At 31.9% G+C, this 18,456-nt stretch carries 19 protein-coding genes; 2 read left to right on the forward strand and 17 right to left on the reverse strand.

What is annotated here, in order from left to right:
* Positions 1–2: 2 nt before the first annotated feature.
* The 11 genes from ER639_RS03475 to lepA all read right to left on the reverse strand — a co-directional run bounded on the left by ER639_RS03475 (position 3) and on the right by lepA (position 12,105).
* Positions 3–638 (reverse strand): NfeD family protein, encoded by a 636-nt coding sequence (locus ER639_RS03475; protein WP_129064361.1) that lies wholly within the window; start codon positions 636–638, stop codon positions 3–5.
* A 262-nt stretch (positions 639–900) separates the two neighbouring features.
* Positions 901–1,077 (reverse strand): 30S ribosomal protein S21, encoded by a 177-nt coding sequence (gene rpsU / locus ER639_RS03480; RefSeq protein ID WP_041636032.1) that lies wholly within the window; start codon positions 1,075–1,077, stop codon positions 901–903.
* Positions 1,078–1,181: 104 nt separating this feature from the next.
* The gene (gene mtaB / locus ER639_RS03485; protein WP_129064362.1) at positions 1,182–2,537 is read right to left on the reverse strand and encodes a tRNA (N(6)-L-threonylcarbamoyladenosine(37)-C(2))-methylthiotransferase MtaB; all 1,356 of its coding nucleotides are present in this window, start codon (positions 2,535–2,537) and stop codon (positions 1,182–1,184) included.
* Positions 2,538–2,676: 139 nt separating this feature from the next.
* Positions 2,677–3,414 carry a 16S rRNA (uracil(1498)-N(3))-methyltransferase gene (locus tag ER639_RS03490; RefSeq protein ID WP_129064363.1) on the reverse strand — a complete coding sequence of 246 codons (738 nt, stop codon included), beginning with the start codon at positions 3,412–3,414 and terminating at the stop codon, positions 2,677–2,679.
* A 1-nt stretch (position 3,415) separates the two neighbouring features.
* Positions 3,416–4,351: a 50S ribosomal protein L11 methyltransferase gene (prmA, locus tag ER639_RS03495; RefSeq protein ID WP_129064364.1), complete on the reverse strand. Its 936-nt coding sequence runs from the start codon at positions 4,349–4,351 to the stop codon at positions 3,416–3,418.
* 2 nt (positions 4,352–4,353) lie between these two features.
* A complete protein-coding gene (dnaJ, locus tag ER639_RS03500) occupies positions 4,354–5,472 on the reverse strand; it encodes a molecular chaperone DnaJ (RefSeq protein ID WP_129064365.1) in 1,119 nt (372 codons plus the stop codon).
* Positions 5,473–5,575: 103 nt separating this feature from the next.
* Positions 5,576–7,405 (reverse strand): molecular chaperone DnaK, encoded by a 1,830-nt coding sequence (dnaK, locus tag ER639_RS03505; protein ID WP_129064366.1) that lies wholly within the window; start codon positions 7,403–7,405, stop codon positions 5,576–5,578.
* 58 nt (positions 7,406–7,463) lie between these two features.
* Complete coding sequence (grpE, locus tag ER639_RS03510; protein WP_129064367.1) at positions 7,464–8,051, reverse strand: nucleotide exchange factor GrpE; 588 nt, start codon at positions 8,049–8,051, stop codon at positions 7,464–7,466.
* A gap of 16 nt (positions 8,052–8,067) precedes the next feature.
* Positions 8,068–9,000: a heat-inducible transcriptional repressor HrcA gene (gene hrcA / locus ER639_RS03515; RefSeq protein ID WP_129064368.1), complete on the reverse strand. Its 933-nt coding sequence runs from the start codon at positions 8,998–9,000 to the stop codon at positions 8,068–8,070.
* 120 nt (positions 9,001–9,120) lie between these two features.
* Positions 9,121–10,239, reverse strand: coding sequence for a radical SAM family heme chaperone HemW (gene hemW, locus ER639_RS03520; RefSeq protein WP_129064369.1), 1,119 nt, complete (start codon positions 10,237–10,239; stop codon positions 9,121–9,123).
* A gap of 42 nt (positions 10,240–10,281) precedes the next feature.
* Positions 10,282–12,105 (reverse strand): translation elongation factor 4, encoded by a 1,824-nt coding sequence (lepA, locus tag ER639_RS03525; protein ID WP_129064370.1) that lies wholly within the window; start codon positions 12,103–12,105, stop codon positions 10,282–10,284.
* Between the two features lie 172 nt (positions 12,106–12,277).
* Between lepA and rpsT the strand changes: the two genes are divergently transcribed.
* A complete protein-coding gene (gene rpsT, locus ER639_RS03530; protein ID WP_129064371.1) occupies positions 12,278–12,526 on the forward strand; it encodes a 30S ribosomal protein S20 in 249 nt (82 codons plus the stop codon).
* A 36-nt stretch (positions 12,527–12,562) separates the two neighbouring features.
* Here rpsT and holA read toward each other — a convergent pair whose 3' ends face one another.
* Entirely contained in the window at positions 12,563–13,531 is a 969-nt protein-coding gene (gene holA, locus ER639_RS03535; RefSeq protein WP_240663981.1) for a DNA polymerase III subunit delta, read from the reverse strand.
* Between the two features lie 89 nt (positions 13,532–13,620).
* Between holA and ER639_RS03540 the strand changes: the two genes are divergently transcribed.
* On the forward strand, positions 13,621–13,758 hold the full coding sequence (locus ER639_RS03540; RefSeq protein WP_129064373.1) for a YqzM family protein: 138 nt from the start codon (positions 13,621–13,623) through the stop codon (positions 13,756–13,758).
* Between the two features lie 52 nt (positions 13,759–13,810).
* Here the strand turns inward: ER639_RS03540 and ER639_RS03545 are convergent, their stop codons facing one another.
* From ER639_RS03545 to rsfS, 5 genes are all read right to left on the reverse strand, one after another.
* Entirely contained in the window at positions 13,811–16,009 is a 2,199-nt protein-coding gene (locus tag ER639_RS03545) for a DNA internalization-related competence protein ComEC/Rec2 (protein ID WP_164993343.1), read from the reverse strand.
* 86 nt (positions 16,010–16,095) lie between these two features.
* On the reverse strand, positions 16,096–16,557 hold the full coding sequence (locus ER639_RS03550; RefSeq protein ID WP_129064375.1) for a ComE operon protein 2: 462 nt from the start codon (positions 16,555–16,557) through the stop codon (positions 16,096–16,098).
* A gap of 58 nt (positions 16,558–16,615) precedes the next feature.
* Entirely contained in the window at positions 16,616–17,278 is a 663-nt protein-coding gene (locus ER639_RS03555; RefSeq protein WP_129064376.1) for a ComEA family DNA-binding protein, read from the reverse strand.
* 72 nt (positions 17,279–17,350) lie between these two features.
* A complete protein-coding gene (locus ER639_RS03560) occupies positions 17,351–18,094 on the reverse strand; it encodes a class I SAM-dependent DNA methyltransferase (RefSeq protein WP_129064377.1) in 744 nt (247 codons plus the stop codon).
* Positions 18,084–18,446, reverse strand: coding sequence for a ribosome silencing factor (gene rsfS / locus ER639_RS03565; RefSeq protein ID WP_129064378.1), 363 nt, complete (start codon positions 18,444–18,446; stop codon positions 18,084–18,086). Before rsfS ends, ER639_RS03560 begins: the two co-directional genes overlap by 11 nt.
* Between the last annotated feature and the right edge of the window lie 10 nt (positions 18,447–18,456).

Genomic DNA, 18,456 nt, shown 5'->3' on the forward strand with positions numbered 1-18,456 from the left:
TCCTATTCTATTATTTCTTCTACTACTACTCGTGTTCCTTCAACATATATAATTTTTACCTGAACACCACGTTTAATAAAACTACCATTTGAAACTGCATCAATTCGCTCATTGCCAAACTTAATTATGCCTGCAGGTCTTAATTCAGTCATCGTTTCTGCAACTTGATTGATTAAGTACGAACGGTCATCATGAGAGGTATAGCCAGATGCTTTGTTTGTTGAATCCAATAACACAATTTCAGAAAGTAACGGCATTTTTCTTTTTAATACTTTCTTAATCCATAACCATTCAATTAGACCAACTAAAATACTAATTGAAACAAACATTAACATTTGCCACATATTATCACCAACTAACATAAAGCTAGCAATAATACACCCAATACCTAGTAACCCTAGAATTGCACCTACTACAAATAACTCAATGATGATCAATATGACACCCGTAGTAAATAATACAAGTATTAGTGCATCCATTGTATTCATATAGATGTTTAAAATTATAAATCCTAGGCCACCAATTAGCGCTAAAACACCTGCAAAGTTAAACTTCTTACTATACAACTGCCATATAAACATCGTTGTCATTAATAACATCAGTATTAACAACAGTAACTGGTATTGCCATTCAACCATAAGACACCTCCATTCCGTATAATTTAAGTATATTTTTTCAACATTCACATTACAAGGAAATTAAGGTTATTTTAAGGTAAAACGCAATTTCTATCAAAATGACCTATAGTTATATAAAAATTCTACTAATAATTATTGAAGTATGAACATATAAAAGCACAAATACATAAAAGTATAAAAAATATAATAATAATAATAAAACAAAAACCACAAACACGAATGTGTTTGTGGCAATATTTAAATAATATTTGAGGGAGTCAAATTATTTAAATTTACGTTTACGAGCTGCTTCTGATTTTTTCTTACGTTTAACACTTGGTTTTTCGTAGAATTCACGTTTACGTACTTCTTGAATCGTACCGTTTTTAGAAACAGTACGTTTGAAACGACGTAGAGCATCTTCGATTGATTCGTTTTTACGAACTACAGTTTTAGACATTTAATTTCCCTCCCTCCAAATATCAACAAAACAAGTTTAAACATAGAATATTCTATGTACTAAAACATTATATAATAACAAAAATTAATGGTCAACACTCTATTTTACATAGATGCCATTACATGATCGTTTTTACTTGAAAAAATATTGTTTTCAATCACTTTTACAAAAGTACCTTCATTAATCGGGTAACCTGCTTTTGTAACTTTTACTTTTACCAGTTGTCCAATAAGGTCTTCTTGACCTTCAAATTGGATTTTTAAATAATTATCACTATAACCTACTAATAAATTACCTTCTGAAGCTTTTTCTTCAGGAATCACTTCTAATACTTCACCTTCAAAACGACTCGCGTATTCTTTTGCAAGTTGATCTGAAAGTTCAATCAAGCGATGAACACGTTCGTTTTTAACACTTTCATCAATTTGGTCAGTCATTCTTGCAGCTGGCGTTCCTGTTCTCATTGAATACGGAAAGACATGTAACTCACTAAATCCGTGATTTAAAATAAAATCATAAGTTTCTTGAAATTCTTCTTCAGTTTCTCCAGGGAATCCAACAATAACATCACTCGTAACAGCAAGTCCAGGCATAATGGCATGTAACTTTTGCAATCTTTCAGAGAAGTGCGCCATCGTATATTTACGACGCATACGTTTTAATACTGTATCACTACCTGATTGTAATGGAATATGTAAGTGACGAACGACTTTTTCACTTTTATCGATTACATCGATGACTTCATCTGTTAATTGAGATGCCTCAATTGATGAAATACGAATACGTTTTAAACCATCAATCGTTTCTAAATCACGTAATAATTGTGCTAAATTATAATCTTTTAAATCCTCACCATATCCACCAGTATGAATACCTGTTAGAACAATTTCTTGATACCCTGATTGTACCAATTGTGTTGCTTGTCTAACAACCTCTTTAGGATCTCTAGAACGCATTAAACCACGCGCCCATGGAATAATACAAAACGTACAGAAATTATTGCAACCTTCTTGTATTTTTAAAGATGCTCGCGTTCTATCTGTAAAATATGGTACGTCTAACTCTTCATATGTTCTATTTTTCATAATATTTGTAACACCATTTATTGGTTTACGCTCAGTTCGATATTGTTCAATATATGGTAACATTTTATTACGATCTTGCGTACCCACAACAATATCTACACCTGGAATATCCATAATTTCAGCAGATGAAGTTTGTGCATAACAGCCAGTAACACAAATAACAGCATCTGGATTACGTCTAATGGCACGACGAATCACTTGACGACTCTTTTTATCTCCAGTATTTGTAACGGTACATGTATTAATGACATAAACGTCTGCATTTGTTTCAAAATCAACACGTTCATAATTCGCTTCTTTAAACAATTGCCAAATCGCTTCAGTTTCATAATGGTTTACTTTACATCCTAATGTATGAAAGGCAACAGTTGACATAGGTTCACCTCATTTAAAATTCTTTGCATTATATTAAAATACCATGAAACAGTTATTTTTTCAATGTGAATGATTGTACATTATAAATTAAAAAAGCAAACTCACTTTATAAAAAAAGTAAGTTTGCTCGAAATTAGGCTTATTTAAGTTCTAATTGATAACTCATTGCTGATAATGCATAAAGAGGTGCTGTTTCTGCACGTAATATTCTAGGTCCTAAACCAATTGTTTGGCCACCAAACATTGCAACCTCTTGTTCAGATAGTCCTCCCTCAGGGCCAAAAATAATGCATATAGATTGTCCTTGTTCTACACTATTTAATGCATTAACAAATGATTTTGTTTCACCTGACTTTGCCACTTCTTCATAAGCAATAAAGACGTGATCAAATGATTGAATTTTTTCAACAAGTGCTTTTGAATTTTTGACAAATTCAATATTAGGAATCACTTGTCTATAACTTTGCTCTGCTGCTTCTTTTACAATCTTCTCAAAGCGCTCTATTTTTTTGTGCATCTTCTTGTCATCGACTTTAATTATTGTTCGATCACTAATAAATGGGATAAACTTCGATGCGCCAAGTTCGGTTGCTTTTTGTATCATCCATTCGTATTTATCATTCTTTAATAATCCACTTGCAATTGTAACTTGAACAGGCAGTTCAGTCTGAATATCCAATTGCTCTATCGTATGAAATGTGATTGTGTCTGCGATTTCAGTGATCTTACCAACCATAACTGCATTATCAAAATTCACGATGAATTGATCATTTAGATTTTGTCGCATAACATTCTTGATATGATGTATATCATCTTTATCGATGATTTGATAGTGTTGATTCAATACGCCATCTGCATTTAAGAAGTATCTTTGCATGTTATACCTCTTTTCTAGCTACGATTGCAACCCAACCTTTTTCACGCATGATTTCAACGATTGTATAACCCACACGTTCTAAATGTTCCACAATCATTTGTTCTTTTTCATCAATAATACCTGAAGTAATGATTAGTCCATTTTCGTTCAATAGTGCATAACTATCATCAATCATCATATCTACAATATGCGCTAAAATGTTAGCAAAAATAATATCTCTTTTCTTAGTCTCCCCAACTAATAAATTTCCAGGTTGTGCTTCTATAAAGTTCTCACAATGATTTTTCTTAAAGTTGTCAATCGCTACTTGAACTGCTACTTGATCTAAGTCTAATGCTTTAATATCTTTTGCCCCTAACATGTGTGCTGCAATTGATAATATCCCAGACCCAGTACCTACATCAATGACAGATTTGTTGGGTTGAACATATTTTTCTGCAAGCTTCAAACACATAGAAGTTGTAGCATGATCTCCTGTACCAAATGCCATTCCAGGATCTAAGTCAATAATTAATTCATCATCCGATTGTCTTTCATAAGTTTCCCAACTTGGTACAACGACAAAGCGTTCTGATGCTTTAAATGCATGAAAATGATTTTTCCATTCATTTGCCCAATCTTCGTCTTCAATATCACCAGTACTAAATTCAAGTCTTGAAACTGGTACATCTTTTAAATCATGAATTTTTTCTTTGATTTGATCAATAATCCCATCATTATAATCAAATTCAGAAAAATAGACTTTTACACGTACATCTTCTTCAGGATAATCATTCGGATCAAGTTCGTATATTTCACCGTAAGTTTCTATGCGACCGATTTCAAGTTCTTTACTGTCTTCAATTACGACGCCATTTGCACCTACTTCATTTAGTATTTCTGCAATATATGGCTCTAATTCATGATTAATCATCATTGTGATTTCTTTATAATTCATATTTATTCTCCTTTAAAGAAGCGTTTTGTCTTATCGAAGAAATTTGATGGCTGTTCTGTTATATCTGTGCCATCAATTTCTGCAAATTCTCTTAATAATTCTGCTTGACGATTTGTCATTTTTACAGGTGTTTTAACATTAACTGTTACGTATAAGTCACCTTGGCCATAGCCATGAACATTTTTAACACCTTTATCTCGTAATCTAAAACGTTTACCTGTTTGGGTACCCGCAGGAATTGTTAATACAACTTTACCTGTCAATGTTGGCACTTCTATTTCATCACCTAAAGCTGCCTGAGCGATTGTTAAATCTAATTTATAGAATAAATCGTCACCTTCACGCTCAAATTTATCACTTGGCATAACACGGAACACAACATATAAATCACCTTGAGGTCCACCGTTGATACCTGGTTCACCTTGACCAGATAAACGGATTTGTTGGCCATTATCAACACCAGCTGGTACATTGACTTTGATTTTTACTGTTTTCACGACGCGACCTGTTCCATGACAGTCATGACATTTCTCTTCGAATGTTTTACCTGTCCCACTACAGTCAGGACACGTTCTTTCTGTTCTAACTCGTCCAAACGGTGTATTTTGTTCAACATGAACTTGACCACGACCATGACATGTTTGACATGTATTCACTTTTGTACCCGGTTTCGCACCTGACCCATTACATGTATCACATGCTACTTCTTTTTTCACTGAAATTTCTTTTTCAACACCAAATACCGCTTCTTCAAATGAAACGTTCATTTGATATTGAAGATCATCACCTTTACGTGGTGCGTTCGGATCACGTCTTGCGCCACCACCAAAGAAGCTTGAAAAGATATCTTCAAAACCACCGAAACCACCGAAATCAGCACCACCAAAGCCTGCACCTTGACCCATTCCGGCATGACCAAATTGATCATATTGTGCTTTCTTTTGCTCATCACTTAATACTTCATATGCTTCTGCAATTTCCTTAAATTTCTCATCAGCATCTGGCTCTTTATTGATATCAGGATGATATTTCTTTGATAATTTTTTATATGCACGTTTAATTTCTTCTTTAGATGCACCTTTTTGAAGTCCTAATACTTCATAATAATCTCTTTTAGCCACATTCATTCTCCTTTTTAAATTCTATTACACTATATCAGTTTATATCTTTTTTTAAAAGAAAAAGCCAAAGCCAATAAATTGACTTTGACTTCATCTGTTCATATTATTTTTTGTCGTCGTCTTTCACTTCAGTGAAGTCAGCATCTACAACATCATCTTGTTTAGAAGCTTCAGGTTGTCCCTCAGCACCTTGTTGTGCTTGTGCCATTTGCTCATAAAGTTTCATTGATAATGATTGAACAACTTCATTTAAAGCATCTTTTTTCGCTTTAATTTCTTCAATATCATTACCTTCTAGTGCTTTTTGTAAATCTGCTTTTGCAGCTTCAGCTTTTTCTTTTTCAGAAGCTTCAACTTTATCTTCTAAATCTTTAATTGCTTTATCTGTCGCAAAAATCATTTGATCTGCTTCATTACGTAAATCTACTTCTTCACGACGTTTTTTATCTGCTTCAGCATTTGCTTCTGCATCTTTAACCATACGTTCAATTTCTTCATCACTTAATGAAGAAGATGATTGAATTGTAATTTTTTGTTCTTTTTGAGTACCTAAATCTTTTGCTGTTACATTAACGATACCGTTTTTATCGATATCAAATGTCACTTCGATTTGAGGAACACCACGTGGTGCTGGTGGAATGTCTGTTAATTGGAAGCGACCTAATGTTTTGTTGTCTGCTGCCATTTGACGTTCACCTTGTAACACGTGAATATCTACTGCTGGTTGGTTATCAGCTGCAGTCGAGAATACTTGTGATTTTGATGTTGGAATTGTTGTGTTACGTTCGATTAAAACTGTAGACACGCCACCCATTGTTTCAATACCTAATGATAAAGGTGTAACGTCTAATAATACGATATCTTGTACATCACCAGTTAATACACCACCTTGAATAGCAGCACCCATCGCTACTACTTCATCAGGGTTAACGCCTTTATTTGGTTCTTTACCTAATTCTTTTTTGATTGCTTCTTGTACAGCTGGGATACGTGTTGAACCACCAACTAATAATACTTCGTCAATATCAGATTTAGAAAGACCAGCATCTTGCATTGCTTGACGTGTTGGACCCATTGTACGTTCTACTAAGTTACGTGATAAATCTTCAAATTTTGCACGAGATAATGTAACTTCTAAGTGTAATGGACCAGCTTCACCAGCTGAAATGAATGGTAATGAAATTTGAGTTGATGATACACCTGATAAATCTTTTTTTGCTTTTTCAGCTGCATCTTTTAATCGTTGCATCGCCATTTTGTCATTTGATAAATCTAAACCATTTTCTTTTTTGAATTCTTCTACTAAGTAGTCAATGATAACTTGGTCGAAATCATCTCCACCTAAACGGTTATCACCTGCAGTAGATAATACTTCGAATACACCATCACCTAATTCTAAAATAGAAACGTCGAAAGTACCGCCACCTAAGTCGAATACTAATACTTTTTGTTCTTTATCTGTTTTATCTAAACCATAAGCTAACGCTGCAGCTGTTGGTTCGTTAATAATACGTTCAACTTCTAGACCTGCGATTTTACCAGCATCTTTTGTAGCTTGACGCTCAGCATCATTAAAGTATGCAGGTACTGTAATAACAGCTTTAGAAACTTTTTCACCTAAGTAAGCTTCTGCAGTAGCTTTTAAGTTTTGTAAAATCATTGCTGAAATTTCTTGTGGTGAATATTGTTTTCCCTCAATATTTTCTTTATGATCTGTACCCATATGACGTTTAATTGAAATGATTGTGTTTGGATTTGTAATTGCTTGGCGTTTTGCTACTTCACCAACTTGTGTTTCTCCATTTTTAAATGCAACAACTGATGGAGTTGTACGATTACCTTCTGGATTTGCGATTACTTTAGGCTCGCCACCTTCTAATACAGATACACATGAATTTGTTGTTCCTAAGTCAATTCCGATTACTTTACTCATTATATAATTCCTCCATTTTTTCAATAAATCTTTTGTAATATTTTTATATTTTCAACGATTACTCGTTTACTTTTACCATCGATGCACGTAAAACGCGCTCTTTTAATTTATAGCCTTTTTGTAATTCTTCTAAAACAATACCTGATGCTTTTTCAGGATTACTTTCTTGCATCACAGCTTGATGGAAATTAGGATCAAACGGTTGATCAAGGGCTTCTATCACTTCAAGACCGTTTTCTTTCAGTGAATTTAATAAGCTTTCATAAACCATCTCTACACCTTTATGTAAAGATTTGAATTCTGCACTTTCACCTTTTTGTGCTAATGCACGTTCGATATTATCAAGTGCAGGTAAAATGTCTCTTAAAACACTTTGAGAACGATAAGCACGTTCAGTATCTAATTCTGCACGTGTTCTCTTTTTGTAGTTTTCAAATTCTGCATACAATCTTAAATATTTCTCTTCAGCTTGTTGCAATTTTTCAGTCAACTCATTTACTTCATCGTTTGATGATGTTTCTTCAGTTGCTGCTTCATTTACAATCTCTTCATTTATCTCAGATGCTTCTTCACTGATTGTTTCATTAAGATCCTTTTCTGTTTCGTTTAATTTCTCTTCATCTATGTGCTTTTCTTCTTTAGACAATCAAATTGCCTCCTTTTTATAGTTGTCGATAAACATTCATTAGATGATGAAATACCTTTTTGTAACTCATATTTGTAGGTCCAATAACGGCAATTTTACCTTGTTGATGCTTAACCTTTAAAGGCGCAGATACGATAGAAATACCATTTAATACTGGATCAATTTCACTACCATGAGTTAAAAATAATTTCTCATCATTCAATTTCTGAATTAGCGTATCAATATGATTGGATTCGATTAATTTTAAGGTTTCTTTAACTGCATTTAAATTATCCGGCCCCATCATATCATATAGATACTCTCTTCCTTCAAAATACAATGATTGTTTTGTTGATTGTGTTTTTTTTACGATTTCTCTTTTTAAATAGCTCAAAGGTAATTGCTTAATATTTTGGGGCAATTCACCTGGACCCATTTCAGATAATCGCACTAAATTCTCATTTAAGTAATTATTAAGTCTTTCAAGCTCTTGACGTGTTAAACGTACTTGCCATGAAATTTGTTGATGTTCAACTTGTCCATTTTTATAGACGATAATTAACACTAATTTAGTAGGTGTTAAATAGGTCAAATGGATTTGTGAAATCGCTTCTGAATCGGTTACTAAACTGGCAGCAACTGATAAATAATGTGTTTCATTCGCAATCGCTCTAGCAAGTGATTGAAAGTCGATTTGATGATCGAATTGTTTTTCTGTGAAACGATCATCATTTTGCAGCGTTTCAACATAAAATTTATAACCCGCTTCCGAAGGCATTCTACCAGAAGATGAATGTGTCTTTTCAATCAATCCAAATTCCTCTAATTTTTTCATTTCTGCCCTTATCGTTGCGGCAGAAACATTTAATTGATGTGAATCAAGTAATGCCTTTGAACCGATTGGTGTGCCGCTGTCAACAAAATCTTCAACAATTACGTTTAACAAATGTAATTGTCTATCTGTTAGCATATTTCACCTCTTTAGCACTCTATTACCTCAAGTGCTAATATTAATTTATCAAATTGGTCAAAGTATGTCAATTTTTTATGCTCACGTATTTAAAAAATATTAAAACAAAAAAAGTATTCGCTAAATCGTTAGCAAATACTTTTCAAATACATCATTACCTATCATTCTTCCCTGCTGGGTTAAACGCACATGATTGTTCACTATTTCTATTAATTGATCTTTAATAAGTTGATTAGTCACTTTACCAAAAACTTCATCAAAAGACTTTTGATATCTTTGATTAAACACTTCAATAGATATACCTTTATTTAATCGCAATCCTAAAAACATAAATTCTTCCATTGATGCCATTTCATCCACTGGAATACGTTCTTTTACAACATTTTGATGTTGTTGCATCGCTTTGATATAGTGCGGAACTGGTGCAATATTATAATAACGTTCTCCATTAATATAGCCATGGCTTCCAGCACCTGCACCAAAATACGTTTTATTCTCCCAATACACTTGATTATGAATGGATTCATGTCCAGGTTTTGCATAATTTGATATTTCATATTGATAAAACCCATGTGCATTTAATATTTGCATCGTCGTTTCATACATTGATTTTGCTAAATTATCGTCACTCATTTGAAGCAATCCTTTTCTATACATATTATAAAATTGCGTTTTGGGTTCTAAAATTAATGAGTAACTTGATATATGATCAATGTCCATTTGAACTGCCTTTATTAAGTCAGACTTCATTTCATCGATTGTTTGTGTTGGTAAATGGTACATCAAATCTAAACTAACAGATGGAATCCCCCATTTTTTTGCAGCATTTACGGCATTATAAATATCATTTTCTTGATGTGTTCGTCCTAAGCTCTTTAATAAGCGTTCATTAAATGTTTGAACACCTAAACTTAATCGATTAACGCCAAAATCCTTCATTAACTTAATTTTCTGTTCTGTTAATTCGTCTGGGTTTGCTTCAATCGTAAATTCAGTAAGTATTTCAAATTTGTTCTGGATGTATGTCAATAACTTAGTCAGTTGTGTTTCGTTTAGTGCGGTTGGTGTACCACCACCTATAAATACTGTATTAAGTTGTTCATCTTGAATTTGATCTAATTCTTGTATTAAACAATCAATATAAGCATCAACTGGTTGGTTTTTAATTAAAAACTTATTAAAGTCACAGTAAGTACATATGCGATTACAAAACGGAATATGAATATATAAACTATTCATGCATACCTCCTAATAATAAAAGACTGGGTTGATACCAGTCTCTTAATCTTCATCCATTTTTAACACTGCTAAGAATGCATCTTGTGGAATCTCTACCGATCCAACAGCTTTCATTTTCGCTTTACCAGCTTTTTGTTTTTCTAATAATTTACGTTTACGCGAAATATCTCCACCGTAACATTTTGCAAGTACGTTCTTACCAATTGATTTGATATTTGTTCTTGCAATTATTTTTTGACCAATGGCTGCTTGCACAGGTACTTCAAATTGTTGACGCGGAATTAATGTTTTTAATTTTTCAACGATGACTTTACCACGTTCATACGCAAAATCTCTATGAACGATGAAACTTAAAGCATCCACTGTATCCCCGTTTAAAAGAATATCCATTTTTACCAATCGACTTTCTTTATAACCAATTAATTCATAATCAAAAGATGCATAACCTTTTGTATTTGATTTTAATTGATCAAAGAAGTCAAATACAACTTCTGATAACGGCACTTCATAAATGATATTCACACGGATATCATCTAAATAATCCATCGTTTGGAAAATACCACGTTTCTTTTGACATAATTCCATGACTGCACCAACGTAATCGTTTGGCACCATAATGCTTGCTTTCACATAAGGTTCATAAATTTTATCAATCTTTTGTGGGTCAGGCATTTTAGAAGGATTATCAACGATGATTTCAGATCCATCTGTCATACCACATTTATAAATAACACTTGGTGCTGTTGCAATCAACTCAATACCAAACTCACGTTCAATACGTTCTTGAATGATTTCCATATGTAATAAACCTAAGAATCCCACACGGAAACCAAATCCTAAAGCTTGTGATGTTTCTGCTTCAAATTCTAAAGAAGCATCATTTAATTGTAGTTTCTCAAGTGCCTCTCTTAAATCATTATATTTACCAGTATCGATTGGATAAATACCACAGAATACCATCGGATTCATTTTTTTATAACCTTGTAACGGTTCCGGTGCTGGACGATCTGCGTGTGTAATCGTATCACCGACACGAGAATCCCCTACATTTTTAATAGATGCTGTAATATAACCTACATCACCAACTGTTAACTCAGCTACAGGTAATTGTTTTGGCGTATTTATACCAACTTCAACAACTTCAAATTCTTTTCCTGTCGCCATCATTTTAATTTTATCGCCAGCTTTAACCGTACCATCCATAATACGAATAGATGAGATAACACCGCGATAAGCATCGAATGCACTATCAAAGATTAAAGCTTTTAAAGGTGCTTCTGGATCTCCCATTGGCGCGGGTACTTTCTCAACGATTTGTTCTAAAATTTCATCAATTCCAATGTTTGCTTTTGCTGATGCTAGTACCGCTTCACTTGCATCTAAACCAATCACGTCTTCAATTTCTTGACGAACACGTTCAGGCTCCGCTGCAGGTAAATCAATTTTATTAATAACTGGTAAAAGTTCTAAATCATTATCCAAAGCTAAATATACGTTTGCTAATGTTTGTGCTTCAATACCTTGTGCTGCATCTACAACAAGAATTGCACCTTCACATGCTGCTAAACTTCTTGATACTTCATATGTGAAATCGACATGTCCAGGCGTATCGATTAAATGGAAAATATATGTTTCACCATCTTTAGCTGTATAATTTAATTGAACAGCATTTAATTTAATCGTAATACCACGTTCACGCTCTAAATCCATTGAATCTAGTAATTGAGATTTCATTTCTCTAGATGCAACCGATTTTGTATTTTCTAATATTCTATCCGCTAATGTAGACTTTCCGTGGTCTATATGAGCAATAATAGAGAAGTTTCTTATTTTTTCTTGCCTTTTTAATCGATCATTATTGTTCATTAAATGTCCAACTTTCTTTCATAGTCATTAAATAAGATTATATCAACATAATCAAATGACTTCAATCAGTTTTAAAATATACATTGCAACTATGCCAACTATTTGTTAAAATATTTCTTGTTGCAATCAAATTCTAATTTGAGCTGAACGAACTTTTTTAGGAGGTGACATTATGCCAAACATTAAATCTGCTATCAAACGTGTTACTACAAGCAAAAAAGCACAAGACGCTAACATTTCTCAAAAGAACGAAATGCGTACTGCTGTAAAAGCTGCTAAAGCTGCAGTAGAAAACAATGCTGATAATAAACAAGAATTAGTAAACTTAGCTGTTAAGAAAATTGATAAAGCTGCGAAAAGCAACTTAATCCATTCTAATAAAGCTGACCGTTTAAAATCACAAGTGATGAAATCTAAGTAATAGATTAAAGACTGATGCATCTGCATCAGTCTTTTTTTATATTTTTAATATAAATAATTCTAAAATTAAATCTTTATCCATGTAAGATGATTTTAATTGATAGTCTGTTTCTGCACACGAATCTATTATTTTTAATAAATGATTTAAGCTTAATTTATTAATATTTCTTAATGCCAGTTTCACTCTATAAGGATGAACTTTCAACTGCTTAGCAATTTGTGATTCTGAATAACCTTTTTCTTTAAGTATCTTCGCTTGATAAAACAATCGATATTGTCCTGTAATTAAAGCTAATAACTTTATAGGTTCTTCCTTCATCTGGATTAAATCTTTTAATAAATGAATCGCTTTTTGTTTTTGACCTTTTATAATGAATTCTGTTAATAAAAATACATTTTGTTCTAAACTTCTACTAACAACCGATTCAATATGTTTTTTTGTAATAACGGGTTCATCCCCAACAAATAATAAAACTTTGTCTAATTCTTTTGTAATAATGTCATATTGAATACCTGTTAATTCAATCAATGCATTTAATGCGTCTGCTTTAATATCTTTATAAACATCATTGAGTGCTTGTTTAATTAATGCTTTAGTCCCCTCTTCATTTAAAGGTTCTATTTGTATGACTTCATGAAGCTTTTTAATTGTTTTTACAATTTTTTTTCGTTCATCTAATTTATCTTGGTTCACTTCAAAAATCACAATATTTGGTCCACTAAATTGTTCTAAAAAACTTAATACATCTTCAATGTTAATCTCAATTGCTGTTTTTACCTTTTCACCTGTGAAAATGTAACTGTCCTTGATGTGGATCACTTTACAATCACTTAAAAAAGGAAACGTCATTGCATCTTCTGCTATTTGTGAAAATGAAACTTCTTTTAATTCATACTGACTGTAATTAAATTCATCTTTTTGATGAATATGATGCTCAATTACTTCAGATATTTTTTTGTCTACAAGAGGTTTTGTACTCCCATATACAAGATATATGTGCGTCAAACAACCACTCCTTATAAAAATCTTAATTTCATTATAGCTTTTTTTGTCATAGTATCATATACTTAAATTATTCATTAGGAGGTTGGGTTATGAATCTTTTTGAAAAAAATGTACAATCTAAAAATAATGATGTGCACGATTCTGGAATGGCATTTATGTTCGCATTTGGCGGATTTGCTACAATCTACATCATTGCTCAAATTTTCGATTTAGTAGCAGGTAAATAAAACTTGAGAGATTTCTCAAGTTTTTTTATTTTGCAATTTTTTTACACTTAACTTATTTTCCCTCGTACTCTTGTAAACGATTGCTCCAACCTTTTTTAAAATCATAAGTAATTCTGCCATAAATTCTCGTATCCAAAATATTTATATTCCTTTGATTTAATTTAACCAAGGTTTCATTATGTGGGTGTCCAAAGCGATTGTTTCTTCCTGCTGAAATAATGGCGACTTTAGGCAAAAAATGATCAAGTAAAGCATCTGACGTACTTGTCTTACTGCCATGATGACCGATTTTTATCCCTAAAATCGACTTATTTAAAGATTCAATTACTTTTTGTTCTCCTTCTTGCCCTAAATCACCCATAAATAAAAAACTTTGATTATTTTGGTGCTTTAAATTCAAAATTATACTTTCTTCATTTTCATCTTCATGATTTACTAAAGTATTTAATAGCTCAATAGAAATGTTGTTTAAATGGATTGACTTAATTGTTTCAGCATCGATGATTTTAACGTGATATTTTTCCGCCAAACGTAATAACGAATCATATTTATGGACATGTTGACTGTTCCGTTTCAAAATCAAATGCTTCACATAATAATGTTGAATTAATCGTTCCGCTTCACCGAAGTGATCAAAATCCGGATGCGTAATAAGTAAATAATCAATATTTCTTAGTTGATGATATTTCAAAAATGGAATAATAGACTGATCAGCTAGAGTATTTTCTTTATGTCTTTGAATTTTATGCTGATTAAATGCTATTTTACCCCCCGTATCAATAAGCATTACTTGATGATGTGATTCTATTAAAGTACTATCACCCTGGTTGACATCTAAGAAATGTATCCTTTCATTTCCACTTCTCATTTCTATCAAAACCACCATCATAATAAATAAAACAATAAAATACCGATGATATTTTTTATGAAACATCATTAATATAAAAAATGTCATTAAAACATATACAATCTTAGGTTGAAAACCAACAATCCATTCTAAATTTGGAAACGCCATAAACCAATGAGTTAAGGTCATATTAATTTCAAAACATAAGTCAAAAAGATGAATAAATAATTGAGGCATATGATTAAAAATCATTAAATAAAGTAAAATGCAGATTGCTAATGGAAAAATAAGCACAGAAAAAAGTGGCACAAAAATTAAGTTTGTAAGCATACCTATAAAATATATGCTATTAAAATGATATAAAATTAATGGCATGGTTACAACTTGGCTAATACAAGTTGAAATTAATAATGAAATAAAGAAAGGTTTATTATTCAACATATGCATCAACACAATAAAAGCATAACTAATTAAATAAGACAGTTGAAAACCGATATCTAAAACAACCTTTGCGTCCATCAACCAATTCAAAATAAAACTTATCGAAAGGCAACTTAGCAATGAAATACGATATTGATATAAACTTAATACGATCATAATAAATAAAGCAGCTCTTAATACAGATGGTGCTGCACCTGTTAATAATATAAAACAAGGTAAGATTGCTAAAACAATACTTTTACTGACCCATATAGGGACGTAACATCGCTTCAAACAATAATATAAAACAACAGAAATGATTGATACATGAGAACCACTAACAGCATATAAATGATATATACCAAGTAATTTTAGTTGATATAACGCTTCCGATGATAAGTACTTCGTATCTCCTACTGTTAAGGCAATAAAATAGTCTTTGTACTTAAACGGAAGTACATTGATTTTTTCAATCATGTTTGATCGATATTTCAAAATAGAATCATGTAGATTCAATGGTATTGATTTGCATTGTGTTAAATCAAAATTGGTAACCTTAACAATACCATCTATATGATTTTGCAATAAATATTTTCTGTAATCAAAACCATCATGATTTGTATTTGGTAACACTTCACTATCTTTAAATCCAACTTGGCAACTTTTCATAAACGGCAATTGTTTTTTTAATGCATCTATCGCTTGCTCATCATGGATATAATAGTAAAATTGATATGTTTTATTTTGAATTTGAAACGTCCCTTTAAACTGGTCACCATTGATCAATAAATCATCATTGAACCTTACCCATTGTGATTTCATAGTTTGAGTTAACTTTGTTTGTTGATCATATAAAAACGGTCCTTTTTCTATTTGAAAATAATCATTCAAGTGAAAAAAAGAAAGTATCATCAATACAAAACTATAAAAAAAGTGGTGTAAAAGTTGCTTTCGTAACGCAATGACACCACTAATTATAAACACGAGCATACTACTCCAAATATCAACATGGAACAATACGCCACAAATGATAGCGAACACATATATTATGAACATATGACTCCAATCTATTACGATTGCATAAAATAAGTCATTAAATCATTTGGATCAAATTCAATTTTTTCAGTTTCAATATTGGCTTGCTCAAGTAATTGAATCGCATATGGATGGTTTTTGTAATCCGCCGCATAACATATTTTTTTAATACCTGCTTGAATGAGTGATTTAGTACAATGTATGCATGGAAAATGCGTTACATAAACAGTACTCCCCTCCGTTGATACACCCATTTTAGAACATTGCAATAATGCATTCATTTCTGCGTGGATAGTTCTAATGCAATGTCCATTTTCGATATAACATCCAACATCTATACAATGTGCTTCTCCAGCTACAGAACCATTATATCCACCAGCAATGATGCGATTGTCTTTAACGATTGTTGCGCCTACTTTCAAGCGCGTACACGTCGATCTTAACGCCAATAATTGGCTTTGCGCCATAAAATATTCATTCCATTGAATTCTTTCCATGATTACACCCCTAATGTCCATTTTATACAATTGTAATTCTAATTATTTTAGGATGCAATTATACTTCGATATATTCTTTTAATTGTTCAAATGTTTTTTCACCAATCCCTTTTATTTCTTTAATTTCATCAATCGATTTAAATCCTTGATGTGCATCTCTATATTGCATGATTTCTTGTGCTTTTTTAGGTCCAATACCTGGAATTTGTTCCAAAGCTGATTGATCTGCTTGATTAATATTTATTTTTTGTTGATTGGCTTGTTTTGAATTTGATTGTGCATTATTTTGTTGATACATTTCAAATTTATTTTGATGTACCTCACCTTTATAAGGAATATAAACAACCTGCCCATCATACAATGGTTGAGACAAATTTACCCATTCTAAATCGGCATTTTCTAATGGTTTTGCTAGTCCAATCACTTCATTAATCCTTTGTGACGTTTTTGCTGGATAAACACCTGGATATTGAACTGCACCTTTAATATCCACTTTTATTTCTTTAACTTGATTCGAAGACAAAGCTTCACTTTGTTTACTTTGATTGGTTTCGCTTTGTTTTAATGTTGCCAATTGCTTTGAATTATTTTCTACAAATTGCACATTGTCACTTTGAGTTGATTTTGAGATTTGAAAAATGATAAAAAATAATAAAACGATTACCATCGCACAACCTAACAATACTTTTCTTTGTAAAATATAATCTTTAATTCTATCCAAAAAAACACCCCCAACAGTAATATCGTTGAAGGTGATTGTTTTACTTTTATTTGTAAGAAATAAAAGTTAATTTTATTCACTTTTCGTAGCAATAAAAAATATTCTTTCAATTTCTTCATTCATATCATAATCAGAAGTTTCATCAATAGTGTTATTTAAATCAAAATCTGCAAAAATGGTTTCTATTTCAAAACCAATATTCTCTAATAATTGTTGAATTTCATCAACAAAATAAACTTTTTGAGTATGATGTTCGTCAAAGCGAACATATTTTTGATCTGTATCCTTAATAAAAAATGTCATTTCATGATGAACAATATGATCTTCATCTGAAATGGCTTTCCAAATATACATACCTTCCTCTATTTCATCAACATAAACTTCATTTTGAAAGTATTGATAAAACTTTTGAATAGCATGCATATCAAAAATAAGCTTCCCATCAAATTTTAAATGGTGATACATTTGAATAAATGCTTGATGAACAGATTCAATATCCGTTAAGTAATTCAAACTATCGCAAAAACATGTGATGACATCAAACTGTGTATCAATTTGAAAATCCGTCATATCTTGAGTTGACCAATGGACATGAGGTAATTTCAATTGCCCTTTTTGAACCATAGCTTCACTTTTATCCAAACCATATAATGTGATATTTTCATTAAAACACTGCAAAAAATTCCCTGTACCAGCACCAATATCTAACAACTTTTGGTCTTCATTAACATACGGTTTTACAATTTCATACCACGTCTCATAAGGTTGATCATACATAAACAAATCATATACATTTGAAAAATGACTATAGTCCATTTGCAGTTTCCAACTCGAATGTAAAGATTTCTTGATCTCGGTAAAGTCTTTCTAATTTGTAATAATCTCGTTCTTCATGATGGAAAACATGTACAACTACATCGCCTAAATCAACTAGAATCCAACGTGCTTCATTAAATCCTTCTAATCGATTCACATTTATGCCTTCTTTTTGAGCAGCATCTTTCACTTCTCTAGCAATCGCTTGTACTTGTCTTTCTGAATTACCGTGGCATACTACAAAATAATCTGTAATCCCTGTGACATTTTTTACGTCAATCGCTATAATATCCTCTGCACGCTTATCATCACATGCTTTAACACTTAAATTTAATAATGATTTAGAATCCATTTCATCATTC

This window comes from Macrococcus sp. DPC7161, assembly GCF_004117835.1.
Lineage (GTDB): Bacteria > Bacillota > Bacilli > Staphylococcales > Staphylococcaceae > SDSC01.

Bases quoted from the DNA above. Each gene is read 5' to 3' on its own strand.
- ER639_RS03475 (WP_129064361.1), bottom strand. From the start codon at position 638: ATGGTTGAATGGCAATACCAGTTACTGTTGTTAATACTGATGTTATTA.
- rpsU (WP_041636032.1), bottom strand. From the start codon at position 1,077: ATGTCTAAAACTGTAGTTCGTAAAAACGAATCAATCGAAGATGCTCTA.
- mtaB (WP_129064362.1), bottom strand. From the start codon at position 2,537: ATGTCAACTGTTGCCTTTCATACATTAGGATGTAAAGTAAACCATTAT.
- ER639_RS03490 (WP_129064363.1), bottom strand. From the start codon at position 3,414: ATGCAAAGATACTTCTTAAATGCAGATGGCGTATTGAATCAACACTAT.
- prmA (WP_129064364.1), bottom strand. From the start codon at position 4,351: ATGAATTATAAAGAAATCACAATGATGATTAATCATGAATTAGAGCCA.
- dnaK (WP_129064366.1), bottom strand. From the start codon at position 7,405: ATGAGTAAAGTAATCGGAATTGACTTAGGAACAACAAATTCATGTGTA.
- hrcA (WP_129064368.1), bottom strand. From the start codon at position 9,000: ATGCTAACAGATAGACAATTACATTTGTTAAACGTAATTGTTGAAGAT.
- hemW (WP_129064369.1), bottom strand. From the start codon at position 10,239: ATGAATAGTTTATATATTCATATTCCGTTTTGTAATCGCATATGTACT.
- lepA (WP_129064370.1), bottom strand. From the start codon at position 12,105: ATGAACAATAATGATCGATTAAAAAGGCAAGAAAAAATAAGAAACTTC.
- rpsT (WP_129064371.1), top strand. From the start codon at position 12,278: ATGCCAAACATTAAATCTGCTATCAAACGTGTTACTACAAGCAAAAAA.
- ER639_RS03540 (WP_129064373.1), top strand. From the start codon at position 13,621: ATGAATCTTTTTGAAAAAAATGTACAATCTAAAAATAATGATGTGCAC.
- ER639_RS03550 (WP_129064375.1), bottom strand. From the start codon at position 16,557: ATGGAAAGAATTCAATGGAATGAATATTTTATGGCGCAAAGCCAATTA.
- ER639_RS03560 (WP_129064377.1), bottom strand. From the start codon at position 18,094: ATGGACTATAGTCATTTTTCAAATGTATATGATTTGTTTATGTATGAT.
- rsfS (WP_129064378.1), bottom strand. From the start codon at position 18,446: ATGGATTCTAAATCATTATTAAATTTAAGTGTTAAAGCATGTGATGAT.